At 65.1% G+C, this 17,498-nt stretch carries 15 protein-coding genes and 1 pseudogene; 7 read left to right on the top strand and 9 right to left on the bottom strand.

Going from position 1 to position 17,498, the window contains the following annotated elements:
• Positions 1-27 precede the first annotated feature (27 nt).
• Complete coding sequence (locus K9F62_04415; protein ID UJX41937.1) at positions 28-456, top strand: GNAT family N-acetyltransferase; 429 nt, start codon at positions 28-30, stop codon at positions 454-456.
• A 92-nt stretch (positions 457-548) separates the two neighbouring features.
• On the opposite strand, the gene K9F62_04410 is transcribed toward K9F62_04415, so the two are convergent.
• The 3 genes from K9F62_04410 to K9F62_04400 form a co-directional block, all read right to left on the bottom strand.
• The gene (locus K9F62_04410; GenBank protein ID UJX41936.1) at positions 549-1,322 is read right to left on the bottom strand and encodes a pentapeptide repeat-containing protein; all 774 of its coding nucleotides are present in this window, start codon (positions 1,320-1,322) and stop codon (positions 549-551) included.
• A 26-nt stretch (positions 1,323-1,348) separates the two neighbouring features.
• Positions 1,349-3,301, bottom strand: coding sequence for a thioredoxin family protein (locus K9F62_04405; GenBank protein ID UJX43127.1), 1,953 nt, complete (start codon positions 3,299-3,301; stop codon positions 1,349-1,351).
• Between the two features lie 125 nt (positions 3,302-3,426).
• On the bottom strand, positions 3,427-3,894 hold the full coding sequence (locus K9F62_04400; GenBank protein ID UJX41935.1) for a chemotaxis protein CheX: 468 nt from the start codon (positions 3,892-3,894) through the stop codon (positions 3,427-3,429).
• Positions 3,895-4,175: 281 nt separating this feature from the next.
• On the opposite strand from K9F62_04400, the gene K9F62_04395 reads away from it, so the two are divergent.
• Positions 4,176-5,231, top strand: a complete 1,056-nt coding sequence (locus tag K9F62_04395; protein UJX41934.1) for a DnaJ domain-containing protein — start codon at positions 4,176-4,178, stop codon at positions 5,229-5,231.
• Between the two features lie 169 nt (positions 5,232-5,400).
• A complete protein-coding gene (locus K9F62_04390) occupies positions 5,401-6,021 on the top strand; it encodes a peptidoglycan-binding protein (GenBank protein ID UJX41933.1) in 621 nt (206 codons plus the stop codon).
• Between the two features lie 496 nt (positions 6,022-6,517).
• Here the strand turns inward: K9F62_04390 and K9F62_04385 are convergent, their stop codons facing one another.
• From K9F62_04385 to K9F62_04365, 5 genes and pseudogenes are all read right to left on the bottom strand, one after another.
• Positions 6,518-7,747 (bottom strand): ABC transporter substrate-binding protein, encoded by a 1,230-nt coding sequence (locus tag K9F62_04385; protein UJX43126.1) that lies wholly within the window; start codon positions 7,745-7,747, stop codon positions 6,518-6,520.
• A 99-nt stretch (positions 7,748-7,846) separates the two neighbouring features.
• Positions 7,847-9,002, bottom strand: a pseudogene (locus K9F62_04380) (tetraacyldisaccharide 4'-kinase).
• Between the two features lie 166 nt (positions 9,003-9,168).
• A complete protein-coding gene (locus K9F62_04375) occupies positions 9,169-9,882 on the bottom strand; it encodes a Bax inhibitor-1/YccA family protein (GenBank protein ID UJX41932.1) in 714 nt (237 codons plus the stop codon).
• Between the two features lie 80 nt (positions 9,883-9,962).
• Positions 9,963-12,989: a glycosyltransferase family 39 protein gene (locus K9F62_04370; GenBank protein ID UJX41931.1), complete on the bottom strand. Its 3,027-nt coding sequence runs from the start codon at positions 12,987-12,989 to the stop codon at positions 9,963-9,965.
• Positions 12,986-13,354 (bottom strand): hypothetical protein, encoded by a 369-nt coding sequence (locus K9F62_04365; GenBank protein ID UJX41930.1) that lies wholly within the window; start codon positions 13,352-13,354, stop codon positions 12,986-12,988. The genes K9F62_04370 and K9F62_04365 overlap by 4 nt, the downstream gene beginning before the upstream one ends.
• 238 nt (positions 13,355-13,592) lie before the next feature.
• Between K9F62_04365 and K9F62_04360 the strand changes: the two genes are divergently transcribed.
• From K9F62_04360 to K9F62_04350, 3 genes are all read left to right on the top strand, one after another.
• A complete protein-coding gene (locus tag K9F62_04360; protein UJX43125.1) occupies positions 13,593-14,555 on the top strand; it encodes an ABC transporter ATP-binding protein in 963 nt (320 codons plus the stop codon).
• A 115-nt stretch (positions 14,556-14,670) separates the two neighbouring features.
• Entirely contained in the window at positions 14,671-15,672 is a 1,002-nt protein-coding gene (locus tag K9F62_04355; GenBank protein ID UJX41929.1) for an ATP-binding cassette domain-containing protein, read from the top strand.
• A 12-nt stretch (positions 15,673-15,684) separates the two neighbouring features.
• Entirely contained in the window at positions 15,685-16,176 is a 492-nt protein-coding gene (locus tag K9F62_04350) for a hypothetical protein (GenBank protein UJX41928.1), read from the top strand.
• 382 nt (positions 16,177-16,558) lie between these two features.
• On the opposite strand, the gene K9F62_04345 is transcribed toward K9F62_04350, so the two are convergent.
• Positions 16,559-16,885: a hypothetical protein gene (locus K9F62_04345; protein ID UJX41927.1), complete on the bottom strand. Its 327-nt coding sequence runs from the start codon at positions 16,883-16,885 to the stop codon at positions 16,559-16,561.
• Between the two features lie 150 nt (positions 16,886-17,035).
• Here K9F62_04345 and K9F62_04340 point away from each other — a divergent pair, with 150 nt between their 5' ends.
• A complete protein-coding gene (locus K9F62_04340) occupies positions 17,036-17,434 on the top strand; it encodes a MucR family transcriptional regulator (GenBank protein UJX41926.1) in 399 nt (132 codons plus the stop codon).
• Positions 17,435-17,498: the final 64 nt, after the last annotated feature.

Raw genomic sequence — 17,498 nt, 5'->3', positions numbered from 1 at the left:
CTTGGACAAACCCTGCGGAGGCCTGTCATGCGCGTGGCGGACATCACTGTCGAGCAACTGCCGGCGTTGGCCGGACTTTATGAAACCCTGTCGCGGCTGCCCCAGGATACGACGCATATGGCCGCCGTCTTCTCCCGCATGGAGGCGAGCCCCGATTACCATCTGCTCGGGGCCGTCTCCGGAGAGGGCGTACTCGTGGGCGCGCTCATGGGCGTGGTCTGCCTGGACGTGGTCGGCCCGTGCCGGCCGTTCATGGTGGTGGAAAACGTGATCGTGGCCGCGCGGCACAGGCGTCGGGGCGTGGGACGGCGTTTGCTTGCGGAAATCGAGCGCCGGGCCAGGGCGCGGGATTGCTTCTACCTGATGCTCGTGTCCGGACCCGGTCGGGAGGATGCGCAGGCGTTTTACACGGCCGGGGGGTATTTCGAATCCGCCGGCTTCAAGAAGCGCCTGTAATGACTTCCGGGGGAGACGGCGAGGGATGCCGGGGGAAGCCAGGTCCCCTCTCGCGGACGACAGTCCTTCGGATGGTCTTTCAGAAAAAGAACTTATTCTTTTAAGGTGATATCAAAATTGGCAAGAAGGGAAGCCGCTTCCGGAAGTGTAAAAACGGTTTTGTGCAGCTTGTTGCCCGTGGTATTGATGTAATAATTTTTGGATGTCGAAAAATCCGCAAAGCTTAAATCAACATTATTGAATTGACATCTTTCGAGATCGCAATTTTCAAAAAGAGCGTATTTCAGTTTTGTATTTATAAAAGACGCATCCACAAGAGTACATGTGTCGAACTTGTATTTATTTAAGTTCATGTCGACAAAGACATTGTTGTCGAGCATGCAGGCTGCAAAGTTGACGCTGAAGATGCCGCTTCGGTTGCTCCAATTGATACCCAACAACTTCGAGTCGTTAAAAGTCGTGTCGATAAATTTTGAGCCGGCGATGTCGGCCAGAGACAGGTTGCATCTTTCGAAGGAGCACTTCTCGAAAACGCAGTTCTGCAAAAGAGCGGATTGCAACAAAGACTTCGAAAAAGAGCAGCCGTAAAAGTACGTATCCTCTAGGCATCCATTGGCCAGATCGACATTGTCGAATTGGGCGTTTTCATAGGCATCCTTGTCAAAAGTGCATTCGGTCATGGCTGTCCCAATGAAACTGTGGCCAACCAACGCCTGGTTGCCCACAATCAATCCCCCATCGGTTTGCGCGACATGCCCCAGGTACAGGCCACAGGCGGGGCCGCCAGGGGATCCACGCCGAGGGAGTAAAGAGACGAGTTGCCTTTCCTGGGTATTGCGCCCCCTCGCCAGGGGCTTGGGGCGCAAGCGGAAATGCGCCGGGGCGCGTCGGGTCAGGGATTTTTCGCTTCGAGCCGTTTCCCCGTCAGATTGCCGAAAGCCTCGTCCAGGGCCTGCTCGAACTGCCGGACCGTGTAGAGGTCGCGCAGCACCAGCGGCGATTTGGCGTCGCTGCCGGCCGGGAAGAAGGCGGCCACGGGGATGGACTGGCTGCCGAGCGCCCGCAGCAGGGCCATGGCCGGCGGCGTCTGGCGCGTGAGGTCCACCTTCATGAAGACCGCCTTGCTCTGGGTCGACCACGAGGTGAGCCGGTCCGGCGTCAGCACCGTGCGCTCCAGAAGCTTGCAGGTCGGGCACCAGTCGGCGGTGAAATCCAGGATCAGGTTGTCCTTGCCCAGGCGTTCGGCAAAGGCCTCGGGCGTGTACTCCACCCACTGGGCCTGCGAGGCCGGGGTGTAGGTCAGGGCGAAGGTCAGCCCGCCGCCGGCAATGACCAGGGCGGCGGCGATCATGCCCAGGTGTTGCAGGCGTCCCCGGGCCAGGTGGCCGCTTTTGCCGAAGATGAACGCGCCAAGGCCCGTGGCCCACAGCGCGAGCAGGGCCGGCAGGATGCGGTGCGACGGGAGCAGGGCCAGGAAATACAGGCAGGTCGCGGCCAGAAGAAAGGCCATGCCCTTTTCCAACCCCTGCATCCACGCCCCGGGCCGGGGCAGAAAGCGCACCAGCCGGGGCCAGATGGCCAGCACGCCGTACGGCGAGGCCATGCCAAGGCCGATGGCGGCGAAGACGGTCATGACCACCGGCAGCGGCTGGAGCAGGGTCCAGGCCAGAACGCCGCCCAGAAAGGGGCCGCTGCACGGCGTGGCCAGAAGCGTGGTCAGCATGCCGGTGAGAAACGCGCCGCGCCGGGTATGCCCCCGTCCGCCCGAGGAAATTTTGAGGTCCACCACCGGCAGGTGGAACACCCCGAAAAGGCTTAGGGACAGGGCGAAAAGCACCGCCGCCACCACCACGGCCAGGGCCGGGGACTGGAACATCTCGCCCCAGGCCAGGCCGAACGCGCCGAGCACCAGGCTCAGGAGCAGGAAATAGAGCACGATGCCGAGGGCGAAATAGAAATTGTGCTCACGCAGGATGCGCCGGCGTTCGGCCTTGCCCTCTTCGCCGCTGATGGCCAGCAGTCCCGACAGCTTGAGGCTGACCACGGGCAGCACGCAGGGCATGAAGTTGAGGATGAGCCCGGCCAAAAAGGCCAGCATGGCGGCCTTGAGCAATCCCGTCACTTCCAGGGCCGGGGTGAAAAAACGCGGCGTCAGATCCGTGACGTTCGGTGATGCGCCGGCGTTCCCGGTGGTGTCCTGGCGGGCGTCGTGCCTGGGGATGCCCGGATGGGACGGTTCGGGACAGGCTGCCGAGGGCATGGCCAGGGCCGCGCTGCGCAGGGCCGAGAACAGCGGCCACCAGGGCGCGGATTCGGCCGGGGGCAAGGCCGCCACGTCGCGCCCGGAAAGCGGGATGGAAACCGGCAGCGTGGACGGCCAGCAGCTCGTGGCCGAGCAGGAAAAGACCCGCATGGTGCCGGTCAGGGCCGGGGCGCGGAACATGGCCTCGGAAATCGGCACGAAGATGGACGTCCTGCCCTCGTAGACGAGCACGTTTTTATCCGGCTCCAGGGCGTCGGGCTGCGGCGTCCCCGGCGGGAAAAGCGCCACGGCCGCGGCATCCCCGGCCCGAAGCGAGGCCTGGGCCGACTGCCCGGAGGCCGCCGGACCCACGGCGTAGGCATGCCAGCCCGGGGCGGAGACGAGGGTCAGCACGGCCAGCACCTTGCCGGAGGGATCGTCCTTGGGCAGGCGGTAGAGCGCGGTTTCAAGGCTGGCCGGGAGCAGGTCGTCGGCGGGCTTGGCCGCATCGGGCAGGGCGGCCCGGCCTGTCGCGGCCGTAAACGGCAGCCAGGAGAGCAGCAGAAGGAGGCCTAAAAGGGTCCGTATTTTGCTTGCACGCATGATGGTGGGGAAGAGGGGACGCGCGGCCCGTGTCCTGGGCGGTACGTATGCGGGGACGACCATGGCGTCGACCTTCGGCCGCCTTGCCGACCGGGTGGCCGGATGGGCGCGGCAGCCGGGCAGGGTCACTCGAAACAGAACTCCAGGGTGAAATCCCCGTGTTCCGTTGTGAACGGAATGGCCACCACCGGTCCGGAGGTGATGTGGCTGATGGTGTGGTTGTCGCCGAAAATGACGGTCGGCGTGGACGAGGACAGGTTGAGGCCGAGCTGGCTGAGGCCCGCCCTGGCCTGGCCCGAGATCATGTTGGTGATCTCGCCCACGGCGTCCTTGGCGTCCTGGATGATGTCGGCGATGTCGTCGCCGAGCATGTTCTTGACTACGGCAATGGCGCATTTTTTGGAGAAGCTGATGGAAATACTGCCGTTGCGATCGCCTGTCAGACCGACCACGGCGGAGACGTCTCCGGCCGCGGCATCGGCTTTTTTGACATAGGGCTTGCCGGCTTTGGGGTCGAGCTGGGCCATCATGGTCAGGACGTGCTTGGTGGCGTCGACGAACGGCTTGGCGACTTCGGCATCGGTCGGTTTCATGGGCTTCCTCGAATTGCTCGCGGGGCCTGTCGGCCGGCGAGGCGGCTTATGTCGTATCGCGTAAGGCCTTACCTCAAAACCAAGCCGCCTGTCACTAGCGGGCGGGGTGACCGAAAGGCCTGGGAAATACGCCTTGCGCTGGCAGCGGCTATTGCGTAGGAATACTAGGGAACCTTGTTGTTTTTATTCAGGATAATCTGATATACCAAGTCGTTGCGTGTTCCTGATGCGAATGTTCGGAGCGCGTTGGCGGAATTTGCGAAGGGGTGCGGGCGGCAATCATGTACAGAGAGACGCAAGGTCAGACAAGTTACAGGGCCGGGGCCGCGCCGGGCGGCACGGACTGGCAGGCCCTGGAACTGCAGCTCAACCGCACGCGCACCATCCTCCAGGAAATCCTCGTCCATCTGCAGGAAGTCCTGCGCAATCTGAAAATGGCCCGCAACGGCGGCCGGCCCCATGCCGGCGCGACCGGCGGCGACGGGCATCACGAGTCCCGGGCCAGGGCCCAGCAGCAGACGTTTCGCGCCCAGGGCGCGGCAGCCGGCGGTGGACACAAGGCTCCGGGCGGGAATGGCCGTACCGCCGCTTCCGGCGCGGCGACCGGTCCCGGCCAGTCCGGCCCGGCCGGTTCCCCCGGGGCATCGGGAAAGCCCCACGCCGGGGCCACGTCGGCCGGTTCCGAGCGTTTTCGTTCCTGGTCCCGCCCCGGTGCCGGCGAAACGAAGGCCGAGGCCGGCCAGGGAAGATCCTTCCGCGCCAGCGCCGGAAGCGAGGCCGGGGCCTCCCACTCCCGGTTTCGCGCTTCCGCCGCCTCGGACGCCAAGGATCGGGCCGGCGAGAGCCGCTGGTCGTCGCGCAACGGTTCCGCTTCCTCGCGGACCCAGGGCACGGCCGGGGAGTCCTTCCGGGAGCGTCCCCGGGCCGAGAATGCCCATCGGACCACATCCGCGGGCGGCAACGGCGGCGAACGGCGCGAAACCCGCTTCGGCGCCTCGGGTGCTTCCGCCCAGTCCGGTCCGGGCCGGGCGCAGGCCGGCCGCGCCGCCACCTCCAGACGATCGAACCAGGGATTTCGCCTGGACGAGGACCGGCAGTCCAGGGCCAGGGCGCTGGCCCGCCGGGGCGGCATGAACCTCAAGTGCGCCTACGACATCCTGTGCCTGGATTATCCCTGCTCCGTGGACGAGATCAAAGTTGCCTACCGCCACATGGCCCGCATTTACCATCCCGACCTCGGCGGCGACGAGGAGGCCATGAAGGACGTCAACGTGGCCTATGAGATGGCCATGCGTTTTTCCGCCGGCCGCCGGGCCAGCGCCGCCTGGGCGGTGTAGCCCCGCCCCGGGCTTCCCCCGCTCCCTCCTTTTCCTGTTTCTCCGGTCTGTCCGCTCTCCCCCCCGTCCTTCGCGGCAAGGTTCGCCTGTGCCCTCTTGACGCCGCGCCCCGGGCATGGACTCATAGGCTTGCGGAAGCAGTGCACAACCCGCAACCGGAGAGGTTTTCATGTCGCATCCGGCTTTTACCGACCAATTGTCTCGGGAATATCGGACAATCTTCACAAAGGCCGCCATCCGCCCCGAACGGGCCGCCCTGGTTTCCCGGCTGGCGTCGCGCATCTGGGCCGAGGCTCCCATGGCCCGCTACCGGGCCGTGTCGGCGGCGACCGGGGTTCCCGCCCACGTGGTCGGCATCCTGCACAGCCTGGAATCCGGCCAGGATTTCAACCGTCATCTGCACAACGGTGATGCCCTGACCTCGCGCACGGTGCGCGTGCCGCGCGGCCGCCCGGCGGCCGGGGAGCCGCCATTTACCTGGGAGGAAAGCGCCGTCGACGCGCTTTGCCTGCAGCATCTCGACGCCTGGGATGACTGGTCGGTGCCGGGCACGGCCTATGTGCTGGAGCGCTACAACGGCTTCGGCTATCGGCTGCGTCGGCCGAGCGTGCCGAGCCCCTACCTGTGGAGCTTCACCACGGCCTACACCTCCGGGAAATACGTGGCCGACCATGTCTGGTCGCCGACCGCCGTCAGCCGCCAATGCGGGGGCATGGCCTTGCTGCGGGCCATGGGCGAAGCGGGGTATGTCGATTTGGACTGTGGGCAGGACGACGCGGCCGCGTCATGAGATTGGGAAGGTAACCTTGCGCGAGGCTTAGGCTCGCTATTCGGCTGGTTGGCCGGCGGGGGGCGGGACAGCCGCGCGCGGCGCATATTTGAAGAATACGCCTTCGCGTCCGCCCCGCCCCCCGCCGGCCTTGGAGATGTGTCTCATGCCGGTTTTGGGAAGTACGTCCCATATCCGGCCTTGGAGGTACATCGCATGCTGCCCTTGGGAGGTACGTCCCATGCCGGCCGGGAGGTATGTCCCATGCCTGGCAACGATGCGAGAGGCATCAGCCCTTCATTCCAGGCCTCCACTCCATGCTCGAAACGATCTCTGCGAGGAACGCGGATGGTCGAAAGCCGTGCTCTCTGCGCACCCGTGTGGAAGAGATTTTCTTCGGCACCGAGGCCCTCCCCCCGCATCACCCTTGAAAGTTTTTGAAGGGGGTCCAGGGGGAAACTTTTTTCAAAAAGTTTCCCCCTGGCCGCCGGAGGCGCCTTTTCTTCCCTGTCCCGTCTCACTGCCTGGGGCATGGCCCGGGCGGCGGAAGATCCTGGGTTTTGGTCTGGCCGTTGCCGATGACTTTGGTGATGAGCAGGGATTTGGACGGATTGCCGTCGTCCACGAAGTCGAAGGTGCCGGTGACGCCCTTGTGTGGCGGCAGGGCCATGAGCGCCTTGGTCACGGCCTCGGGATCGACGGAGTGGGCCTGGGTCACGGCGGCCAGCACCACGTCCACGGCGTCCTGGGTCAGCGCCCCGAGTTCCGTGGGCGGGTGGCGGCGTGCGCTGCGAAAGGCCTCGGCGTAGGTCTTGGAGGCCGGGCGCGGGCAGTCTTCGCGCCAGTGGTCCACGAAAAAGGAGCCGTCGAAGGCGGCGAGGCTGGACACTTCCGGCCCGTTCCAGGCGTCGCCGCCGAAAAGGGTGCCCGTAAAGCCGGCCCGGCGCAGCGCCAGGGCGGTCAGCATCGATTCCTTGCTGGAATTGGGCAGGAAGACGCCTTGGGGCCCGTCGGTCAGGGCCTGTTTCACGATGCCGCCGAAGTCCCGGGTGCGGTCCTCGTAGTAAAAAACGCGCGCCGTGCCGCCACAGGCCGTAAACGCCCGCATGAACGCGTCGGTCAGGGACATGCTCGACAGGTTGTCGCGGTTGGCGATGACCGAGACGCTGGCGAGGCCAAGGCTGTTGTGGGCCAGCCGGCCGAGGACCTGTCCCTGGAAGGCGTCGGTGAAGGCGATGCGAAAGATGTGGGGCCGGCCGGCCGTGACCACGGCGGCCGTGGCCGAGGGTGCGATCAGGGGTACGCCGGCCGCGTCGGCGGCCAGGGCGGCGGCATTGGCCGTTTCGCTGGCGTAGGGGCCGATGATGGCCATGACGTGGTCTTTGCCGACCAGATCGCGCACGGCCGTTGCCGCCTGCTCGGGCGTGGCCTTGTCGTCGGCCACGAACAGGGTCACGCGGCAGGGCTTGCCGTCGATGGTCGGGAACCCGTTCTTGTTGGCCTGGTCCACCGCGAAGCGGGCCGCCTCCAGGGTGTCGCGGCCGGTGCGGAAATCGTCGCCGCTGAAGGTGGCGATAAAGCCCAGGCGCACCTCGGGCCCCTTTTCCCGGCTACAGGCGATGGTGAGGAGAAGAAATAGGAGGAGGAGAAGGGGGAGCAAGGCGATGCGAGAGGGGAAACCCTTTGAAAAGGGTTCTCCCCTCTCGCGCTCTCCCTTTCCTAAATTTTTTAATGGGGGCACAGGGATCTCCCTTCCTTTTTCAGGAAGAAAATGACGGGGAAGGGGACCGGGAAGAAGCTTTCGTCAGACAAGTTTTTCCCATCCTGTGTTGTTCGTGAATGGACCTTACGGCGTGTTCCGCTTGCGGGCGGCCTGCTCGAACGCCTCCTCCCACCAGGTGAGAAACGGGGTGCCGTCGGTCAGGGATGGCCCGAAGACGACCTCTGGATCATAGGTCCACATGGCGTATCCGTCCAGGACGCCGCCATGCTGGGCCAGCTTCAGGGCCAGCCGCGGCGCGGTCAGGATGTTTCTGGCCTTGAACCGGGCGGCGTCGGCGCGCAGGTTTTCGAAATCCTGGAGGCTGAAGCGATGCCGGTCGTGGACGAAGAAGATGATGCGGGGCGCGACGCCGATCTGGCGTCGCAGCATCTCCGGCAGCAATTCGCGGTCGGATTCGGCCAGCACCGCGACATAGGGCGCGCCGGCGAGTTCCTCCCCGGCCACGGCCTTTTCCGGACCATGCCAGCGCCAGATGTTAAAGGACAGGCCGAAGACGGGCTTGTCAAACGGGGCCAGCCGTTTTTTTTGCCGCTTCCAGGGCGGCATGCTGGCCCAGGGGACCGGCGAAGACGCAAAAGGCGTCGGCCTGGGCCAGGGCCGAGGCGTCGCGCCGCCAATGGCCGGCCGGAAACACCCGGTCCCAGCCCGCCCCCAGATCGTCGGCGGTCAGGATGGCCAGTTCGATGTCCTTTTTCAGGCGCGGATCGGCCAGGGCGTCCTGGAGCACCAGCATTTCCGGGGCGAAGGTGCGCTCGGCGGTTCTGGCCGCCCGGATGGGATCGGTATCGAGGATCAGGCGCGCATCCGGCGCATAACTGGCGATCAGCGCCGCCTCGATGCCGGTGACGTCGCAGTCGTCGCCGGGGGTGAGCTGGTAGGGCACGACCGGCGGTCGGCCGTCGCCCGGGGAAGCGGACAGGGCCACGGCCACATCCCTGGCCCTGGCCCAGCCGAGGAGCCACGAGGTCAGAAGCACCCGGCCCCGGCTTTCGGCCGCCATGCCGCCGACGCCAACCGAAAGCGCCTTGGGCCGGCAGGTCCGGCACAGGCCCATGGCGTGAAGCTTCGCCTTGAGGCGTCGGCCAAGGGCCCAAAGCCTCGAGGGCGGCACAAGCAGGGCGGACAGGGCCGCGACGGCCAGATCGGTTTTCCCGGGCAGCCGGGAAAGCATGGCATTGGGCCGGGTATGCCCTGGCTGCCGTTTACGGACGTTGCGCACGGCAGGCCCTTCTTGGGGCGTGGCTAAGGCGAGCGGGGTGGTGTGTGGGCATGGGGAAAGGGATCATAGCGGGCCTGGGGGGGAACGGAAAAAGCGTGTCCGCCCCGGTCGTCGACGCGGCAAAAGCGCCGGCGGCCGGGGCGGTCGTGTCCGGGAAGCTGTCCTGTTAGTTGCGGTTGGAGCCGCTGAAAAGGCGCAGCATCATAAGGAAGAGGTTGATGAAGTCGAGGTAGAGGGTCAGTGCGCCGAGGATCGTCCCCCGGCGTACGGCCGTGGCGTCGTCGGCCGGAGCCATGTCGCCCATCACCTTGAGCTTCTGGGTGTCGTAGGCGGTAAGGCCAATGAACACCAGCACGCCCACGCACGAGATGATGAAGTCCATCATGGCGCTCTTGGTGAAGATGTTGACGATGGAGGCGATGATGACGCCGATAAGGCCCATGAACATGAAGCTGCCAAGGGAGGTCAGGTCGCGCTTGGTCAGCAGGCCGTAGAGGCTCATGGCCCCGAACATGCCGGCCGAGACCAGGAAGGCGTTGATGATGACGGCCTTGGCGTAGATGACGAAGATGACCGAGAGCGTGACGCCATTAAGCGCGCTGTAGAGCAGGAACATGCTCGTGGCGGCGGTGGCGGACAGGCGGTTGATGGCGGCGGCCAGGCCCACGACCATGCCGAGTTCGACGATGATCAGGCCGATGTAGATCAACTGATTGGTGAAGACGGCCTGCATGATGGCCGGGCTCGACACGACGAAGGCGGACGCGGCGGCCGTGACGAGCAGGCCCATGCACATCCAGCCGTATACGCCACGCATGAAGGCATTTAAAACCTCAACGCGCGACTGGGTCGTCGGCATCGAGCGATACGGATAGCTCATGTGGTTTCCTCCTTAGGGAAAGACGAACAGTCCTTTATGGCTTATAACGCGTGGCAATGCGTGAGGCAAGGGGTGGCGGTTCACCTGAAAAAAGGGCGCATCCAGGGCGTGACGGTCAGCCCGGGCCGCAGGCTGTCGAAGGTCTTGGGTGGCGTGTCGCAAAAAAGCAGTGCCGCCGGCCTGTTGTCGGGCGTGGCGTTGACGAGTGTGCCGGTTGCCGGGGGCAGGGGCGGCATGCCGGCGGTGTCCAGGGACATCTCGAAGGTCATGGGCAGCTCCGGGCTGGATTGCCACTGGCTGCCGTCGGTGACCATGCCCAGCCTGACGCGGACATCGGTGGTCCCGGGCGGCAGGGGCACGGCATCCACAAAGGGATGGTTCCCCGCGTTTTCCCATGTGCCGCTGCCTTGGCTGCGCAGGGTGAAGACCGTTTCGAAGGGGCCGCCGTTTGCCGATACGGAGAGGTGGCAGCGGTTTCGCCGTGCGGCGTCGCCGAACACGGAGGGGAAACTCGTCACCACCAGCCGTTTCATGGGGTAGGGGGCGGTGAAGCGGTAGGTGGCCTGGCAGTCTTTTTTGCCCATGCAGGTCAGTGACGCCACGTCGGGCAAAATCCGCACGTCGCGCATGGCGTAAAAGTCGCCGGGAGTGAAGTGGCCGACATCGAAAAGTTCCCTGGCGATGATGGAGCTTTGTCCCTGCCGTGCGTAGACGGCCGTGGCCTGTGACGGCAGGCCGCAGGACAGGGGCAGGGGGGTGCCGTCAAGCGTGGCCAGGGTTGGCTGCATGTCGCCCGGGGCCTTGTAGCCCGGAGGGGGGGCCGGAAGCGAAACGGTCATGCGGGCGTCGCCGGCCAGATGCAGGTACGGATCGGCAAGCCAGGGATCGTAAAGCTCCAAGAGAGGCGCGCCGGCGGCATCGCGGATGACGTGGACCGGTGAAAGTCCGGGATGGGCGGCCAGAAAGGCCTGGCGGGCGTCAGGCCCCCCCAGGCCCGAAGCGGCATCCGGGGGAAACACGTCGGTATTGCGGGAAAAGGCGGCGAGCCGTCCGGGGCTTACGGCCGTGCCGCCGGCCGGTCGCTGGTCCGGGGCGAGGTTGGCCAGGATCGTGCGCCACTGTCGGCGCAGGACCGTCGTCGGATCGGGCGGCGGTCCTGCACAGTCGATTTCGATGGCCATATCGGTGGTCTTGACCATTCCTTCCCGGGTGCCGTCGGAAACGGTCACGGCCACGTAGACGATTGGGCCGCCAAGGTCCCGCGCCGGGATCTCGTAGGATGCCGTACGGGTGTAGGTGCCGTGCCAGCCGGCGCTTTCTTGCGGCGGCCCGGGCGGGGACAGGGCGTCCAGCCGGCCGATGGGCGACAGGTGGTCGGGATCGCTTCCGGCCAGGACCGTGGCCGAAGCGTCGGGGAAAAACGCGTTGCGCTTGAGGCAATACGCCGTGAGGCTGACCCGCGCTGCCGTGGCCCCGGGGGCGTCGGCCAGGGAAAAGGCGTACAGGATGGTCCCCGGCCGGGTCATGTCCGCCGGCACCAGCCCGCCGCCGCCGAGATCGGCCGTGACGTTGTCCGTGGCGAAGGCGTCGTGAAAGAGCGTGAAATCGCGGAAATCGTCGGCATAGCGGAAATGCCCGGCCGTGTCGGGGATGACGGGTATGGGGGCGCGGTTGACCAGCCCGCCGACCAGGACGTCGAAGGATTGGGTCTTGAAAAGCGGCCGGGCCCAGGCCGGGGAGAGATGGCCGACGCTCAGCAGATAATAGCGCTTGTAGGCGCGGCCGAAGCGCCCGCTGGCCTGGGGAAAGATATCGCCCAGGTACCAGTTTCCGACAAAGGCGAAATTGTGCTCGTTATCGTAGAGCACGGCATTGATATCGTTGCGTGCCAGGGCGACCTGCCGGAGCGGGCCTTTGTCCGTGGCCATTTTCCCTTGGTAAAACGTGGTATAATGGAAATTGGCGGCGGCGGCCGTCAAGATGAGGGCCAGGACGGCGCCCCAGCCTGCCGTGGCCCGAAGGCGCGGCTTGGCCAAGGCCAGGGCCTTTTCCAGCAGCCGGGCGATCGCTTCGGCCCCGAAGGCCAGGCTGAAGGCGAGCAGATAAAATCCGCTCATGACGTATTTGGGCGAGACGGAGAAATCCGTTTTGACCACATAGGCCGCGGCAATGGGCGGCAGTCCCCAGGCCAGGATCATCCAGGCGCCGGTTTTGCCTTCCCGGCGCAAGGCGAAAAGATAGCCGACGGCCGCCAGGGGCAGGGCGAAGACCAGCCGATTGAAGCCCCCCTGATAGAAGTATTCCAGGAAAAAACGCATATTGCGCATGAATTCCGACAGCACGAAGGAATTGGTCCGGCCGTTGCCGTGAAAGGAAAGGTACGCGTAATACTGGGCCGGCAGCCAGGGCGCGTACAGCAGGAAGGTCAGCCCAAAGGCGGCGAGGGCCCGCAACAGCAGGCGTTTGGCCTCGCGACGTTCCCCCCGGGCGAATTGCCCGGCCACGATGCCGGCGACGAAAAGTCCTTCGCCGGCCAGCGCCGGAGCGGCCACATAGGAAGCGTAGAGACCGGCGGCGCTGGCCAGGGAGAAGAGCCCCCACTGCCACGTTTTGTCTTCGGTGACTGCCCGGTACAGGGCGTAAAGCGCGGTCAGCGCGCAGCCGAAATAGACGCCGTACCAGCGAATATCCCGTGAGTAATAGACGTGAAAGAGGGCAAGCGCGCAAAAAAGACCGCCGGCAAAGGCGCAGCGTCGGCCGTACATGCGCTTGCACAGTCCCATCAGGCTGGCGATGGACAAGCAGCCGAAAACAACGCTCGGCAGCCGGATGATCGCCCCCTCCCGGCCGAACTGGAGCGCCGCGTGCACGAGCAGGTGGTGCAGCGGCGGGCTGCAATCCGTGCTGACCGCCGAGGGGCTTTGGTACATAAGCCCCGACAGCAGGGCGGGGATGGCGGGCAGCGACCGGCCAAGCGTCACGAATTCGTCCCACCACAGTTCCATGGCGTCGAGAAACGACAGGCGGATTGCCGCGGCAAGCAGCAGTACGAGCCATAACGGCCAGTCGGCAAAAGCATTTTGCGAGCGAGTGGAGGAGGTTTTCACGGGGCGGATTTTGCCGGCGCGGCCGGGGAAAGTGGTTCCAGGGTGGCGGAGACGTCGTCGATGCCCACGAGCACGCCTTTGGCTACGGTGCTGACGCGAATCCGAACGAGGTTGCCATCGGCGGCGCGGAAGACAGCCTTGAGGAGCGCGGCGCCCGGATCGTTTAAGCGCAGGGTTTGTTGACCATCATCGGAATGGACAGTGGCTTCGCCGATATAATGGAATTCTCCGTAGGGGGTCTGAATGGCGAAAAAGGCGTTCGGATCGCGCCAAAGGGACAGAATAGGCGTGTTGTAGGTGATACTGTCTGTTGTTTGCGGTGTTGTGGCGTGCGCCGTGCCGATACAGCAGGCGATCACCAGCATGACGGCGATGGCCAGAGAGAGGAATCCCCGCGCGCGTGGCGTTCGGATGCATGCACCAATGCGGCTGCGAAAGCCCGCAGTGGCGGGGCAGGGGAGATGCGGCAGACCTGGGGGGAAAGACATGCCGCGTGTCTAACGGTTTTGCCGTTTATTGCCAAGAAACAAATGGCTGCTGGTGTCGGCCCCCGCCTTGCTGGGGACCGGCAAAGCCGGTAGGAAGGGGCAGGACGCCATGACCATGCAGCAAGCCCTTTTATCCGTTGAAAACCTGACCACGGTTTTCGACTCCCCCGGAGGGCCGCTTACGGCCGTCGACGGCGTGGATCTCGCCATCGGGCGCGGCGAGGTCATGGCCGTGGTCGGGGAGTCGGGTTGCGGCAAAACGGTGCTGTCCCTTTCGGTGCTGGGGCTCGTGCCGCCTCCGGGGCGGGTGACGACAGGCAAGGCGATCTTCGACGGCCGGGACATCCTGGCCCTGCCCGAGCGGGAACGTCGGGCCATTCGCGGCAGCCGGGCCTCCATGATCTTCCAGGAGCCCATGACCTCGCTCAATCCGGTGCTCACCATCGGCGACCAGGTGTCGGAGCCGGTGCGCATCCACCGCAAAGCTTCCCGCCGGGAAGCCAAGGACGCCGCCGCCGCCATGCTGGTCCGGGTGGGCCTGCCGGACGTCTCGAAACGGCTTTCCGCCTATCCCCACGAACTTTCCGGCGGCCAGCGCCAGCGGGTCATGATCGCCATGGCGCTCATCCTTTCCCCGGAGCTGCTCATCGCCGACGAGCCGACCACGGCGCTCGACGTCACGGTGCAGCGCCAGATCCTCGACCTCATGCTGGGCCTGACCAGGGATTCCGGCACGGCCATCGCGCTTATCACCCACAACCTCGGCGTGGTGGCCCAGACCGCCGACGCCGTGGCCGTGATGTATTCCGGCCGGGTGGTGGAATATGCCGGGGTGCGGGCTTTTTTCGACGGTCCGGCCCATCCCTACAGCCAGGGGCTTCTGGCCTCGCTGCCGCGCCTGTCTGACCGGGGCCGGCTGACGCCCATCGCCGGCACGGTGCCGAGCCTGTCCGCCCTGCCGACGGGCTGCCATTTTCATCCCCGCTGCCCCAGGGCCTTCGCGCCGTGCGCCCACGAAGCACCGCCCTTTTTCACCCTGGACAACGGCCGCCGCGCGCGGTGTTGGCTGTATGGGTAAATATTATGAGAAGACAGTGCGAGAGGGGAAACCCTTTGAAAAGGGTTCTCCCCTCTCGCGCTCTCCCCTTCCTAAACTTTTTAATGGGTTAACTTGGTTATAGGCAGACGTTGTCATGGATGCGCTTCAAGGACAGGACGCGAAGTCCCAAGAGGCCGCCCCCGTACTGGAGCTTGCCGGCGTGCGGCGGCACTATGTGTCGCGCCAGGGCTTTTTTTCGTCCGCGACCCGCACTGTCAAGGCCGTGGACGGGGTGGACCTGACCGTGGCCCCGGGCGAGACGCTGGGCCTTGTGGGCGAGTCGGGCTGCGGCAAGTCGACGCTGGCCCGGCTGGCCGTCGGGCTCGAGCCGCCAAGCGTCGGCAGTGTGCGCCTGGCCGGCCGTGATCCCTGGGCGGGCGGCCGCGAGACGCGTCGACAGCTCCCCGGCCTGGTGCAGATGATTTTCCAGGACCCGTTCGCCTCGCTCAATCCCCGGCTCCCCATCGGCTGGTCCGTGGCCGAAGGGCTGCGGGCGGCGGGCATGGGCCGGGCCAAACGCCGCGAGCGCGTGCTGGAGCTGCTTTCCCTGGTCGGACTCTTGCCCGAGCACGCCAGACGTTTTCCCCACCAGTTCTCCGGCGGCCAGCGCCAGAGGGTGGCCGTGGCCCGGGGGCTGGCCCTTTCGCCCCGGCTGCTCGTGTGCGACGAGCCCGTTTCCGCCCTCGACGTCTCGGTCCAGGCCCAGGTCATAAACCTCTTGGCCGACCTCAAGGAGCGGCTGGGTCTGGCCTATTTGTTCATTTCCCACGACCTGGCCGTGGTGGGGCACTTAAGCGACCGGGTGGCCGTCATGTACCTCGGCCGGGTGGTGGAATTGGCCCCGGCTAAGGCGCTTTACGACGCGCCGCTGCATCCGTATACAAGGGCGCTTCTGGCGGCGGCCCCGATCATCGATCCGGCGCACCGGCTTCCGGTTCCCATAAGCGGTGATCCGCCGGACCCGGCCGCGCCGCTCCACGGCTGCCGCTTTCATCCCCGCTGCGCGCTGGCCGTGCCCGAGTGCGCCGCCGACGAACCCGAACTGACTCAGGTCGCGCCGGGGCATTTCGTGCGCTGCCCCCGCGTCGCGACATAAGGAGCATACCACATGGATGTTATGGAAAAAGCCGCCGAGGAAATCTTCCGCGTGTTTATGGTCGAACACTGGGCCCGGTTCTACTTCGCCGTGGAGCAGGATGGCGTCGTCTACCTCGATGTGCCGCAAGAGGAGCTGACGGCCTTGCGGACGGAGCATCCGGATCTGGCCGGCTTCATCGCCGAGGTCAACGGCCAGCCCATCGATATGGAAAGCTCCCGCCGGTCGGTTGGAGAATTCGTGTTCAAGACCATGGAAGGCGGCAACTACCCCATAGGCACCGTGGCCAAGGCCTTCGACAGCAAGCCGCTGGCCCTGCTCATGCAGCTTTTCTCGGTCTGGATGTCCGGCCACGAGGGCCAGCTCGACCAGGAAACCATGTCGTTCTCGGACTGGGACAACCTCTTTTCCGAATGGCGCAAGGACCCGGCCGTGCAGCGCTTCAGCGCCAACCTCGCCTCGACCGGCAACCCGTCCGGCTCCACCAGCGGCACCGTGCACTAGGACGATGTGTTTGCCGGGGGAGGGGACCCTTTTTTGAAAAAAAGGGTCCCCTCCCCCGGACCCCCTCCCTCCCCAAAAACTTTCATAGGGGAGCTGTGACGGGGCGCGACGCCTTTACTTAACGCGGTTCAGTACATTCTTTCTTTTTTCGCCCCGAAGGGGCGACGGCGTGGTGCAGGCGGCATTTGCCGGGACGAGCTTGTCGCGAAGCGACATGCAGCGTCCCGACAAATGCCGCCTGCATCTTCACCCCTGCGCCTGACCGCCAGCCAACCCCGCTCCCGCGCGGCCAAAGCGCACCGGATGGGGGGCCCGGGGGGCCCGTGGCATCCCGGCGGGGGCTGGGGGGCAGAGCCCCCCTTTTCTGCCGGATTATCTCCGTCTACTTCTTTTTGAAGCGCCAGCCACGGCGGTGCATGCAGGCGCTGTAGGCGTCGAGGTTGTCGTCGTCTTCGACCACGTTTCCCATCCATTTTTCGGTTTCGGCGATTGGCGTGGGGTCGAAGTAGAAGCGGTCCATGCCGTAGGTCGGGGGCACGTCCTGGTTGGCTTCCTGGGTGCAGATGGCGGAATCGGCGGCGAATTGTTTTTTGGCGTCGGCCGGGTTGGCGATATTGGGGTTGACGTAGGCGTGGCTGCAACCGGTCAGAATCATTGCAACGACGGCAAGCAGTCGGGACAGGGCGGGCAGGGGCGATTTTCCCGGCATGAGTGTTCCTTTGTGTGTGGATTTTCCCAAGGGATATTTACTCTTTCCATAGGGTGCAACCTTTTTCCGGGTTTGCGCGACTTGACAACCTGACGCGTTGTCTTTTTTCGTGACAACAGGCGTAAAATTCCTGTTTGGAGGAGACGTCCCATGGATACCTATTTATCTCTTGCTCTGGATATCGTGAAGGCGCAGGCCAAGGTGCGCAATATGACGGAAGATGAAATAACGGCCATGATGTCGAAACTGGCCGGGAGTATTAAATCCATCGATATTGCGGGTGGCGGGGCGCGTGCACTGGTGTCCGGCGATACGCCGCTCGATCCGAAGAAGGCTGTCAAGGAACGCACCATCATGTGCATGGAATCCGGCAAACCGTACAAGATAATCACCAAGCGTCATCTGGCCAAATTCGGGCTTACACCGGACGAGTATCGGGTGAAATGGGGCTATCCCAAGGGCATGCCGCTTGTGTGCAAGGCCCTGCAACGGGAACGGCGCAAGAAGATGCGGGAGATGCAGCTGTGGACGCGGCGGCCGGCCGGATAGGAGCCGCTTGGCCATGGGCCGCCGTGGGATTGCCCGCGGCGTGCCCATGGCGGTTTTTCCCCGC

It is taken from the genome of Desulfovibrio sp. JY (genome assembly GCA_021730285.1).
Classification (GTDB): domain Bacteria; phylum Desulfobacterota; class Desulfovibrionia; order Desulfovibrionales; family Desulfovibrionaceae; genus Solidesulfovibrio.
The sequence above is the reverse complement of the archived record's forward strand: the minus strand, read 5'-3'. Positions and strand labels throughout refer to the sequence as shown.

Coding starts and splice junctions, on each gene's coding strand:
- K9F62_04415 (UJX41937.1), top strand. CDS start 28: ATGCGCGTGGCGGACATCACTGTCGAGCAACTGCCGGCGTTGGCCGGA.
- K9F62_04365 (UJX41930.1), bottom strand. CDS start 13,354: ATGCTGGTGATCGCCTGCTGTATCGGCACGGCGCACGCCACAACACCG.
- K9F62_04375 (UJX41932.1), bottom strand. CDS start 9,882: ATGAGCTATCCGTATCGCTCGATGCCGACGACCCAGTCGCGCGTTGAG.
- K9F62_04405 (UJX43127.1), bottom strand. CDS start 3,301: ATGCGTGCAAGCAAAATACGGACCCTTTTAGGCCTCCTTCTGCTGCTC.
- K9F62_04350 (UJX41928.1), top strand. CDS start 15,685: ATGGATGTTATGGAAAAAGCCGCCGAGGAAATCTTCCGCGTGTTTATG.
- K9F62_04395 (UJX41934.1), top strand. CDS start 4,176: ATGTACAGAGAGACGCAAGGTCAGACAAGTTACAGGGCCGGGGCCGCG.
- K9F62_04340 (UJX41926.1), top strand. CDS start 17,036: ATGGATACCTATTTATCTCTTGCTCTGGATATCGTGAAGGCGCAGGCC.
- K9F62_04345 (UJX41927.1), bottom strand. CDS start 16,885: ATGCCGGGAAAATCGCCCCTGCCCGCCCTGTCCCGACTGCTTGCCGTC.
- K9F62_04355 (UJX41929.1), top strand. CDS start 14,671: ATGGATGCGCTTCAAGGACAGGACGCGAAGTCCCAAGAGGCCGCCCCC.
- K9F62_04360 (UJX43125.1), top strand. CDS start 13,593: ATGCAGCAAGCCCTTTTATCCGTTGAAAACCTGACCACGGTTTTCGAC.
- K9F62_04400 (UJX41935.1), bottom strand. CDS start 3,894: ATGAAACCGACCGATGCCGAAGTCGCCAAGCCGTTCGTCGACGCCACC.
- K9F62_04390 (UJX41933.1), top strand. CDS start 5,401: ATGTCGCATCCGGCTTTTACCGACCAATTGTCTCGGGAATATCGGACA.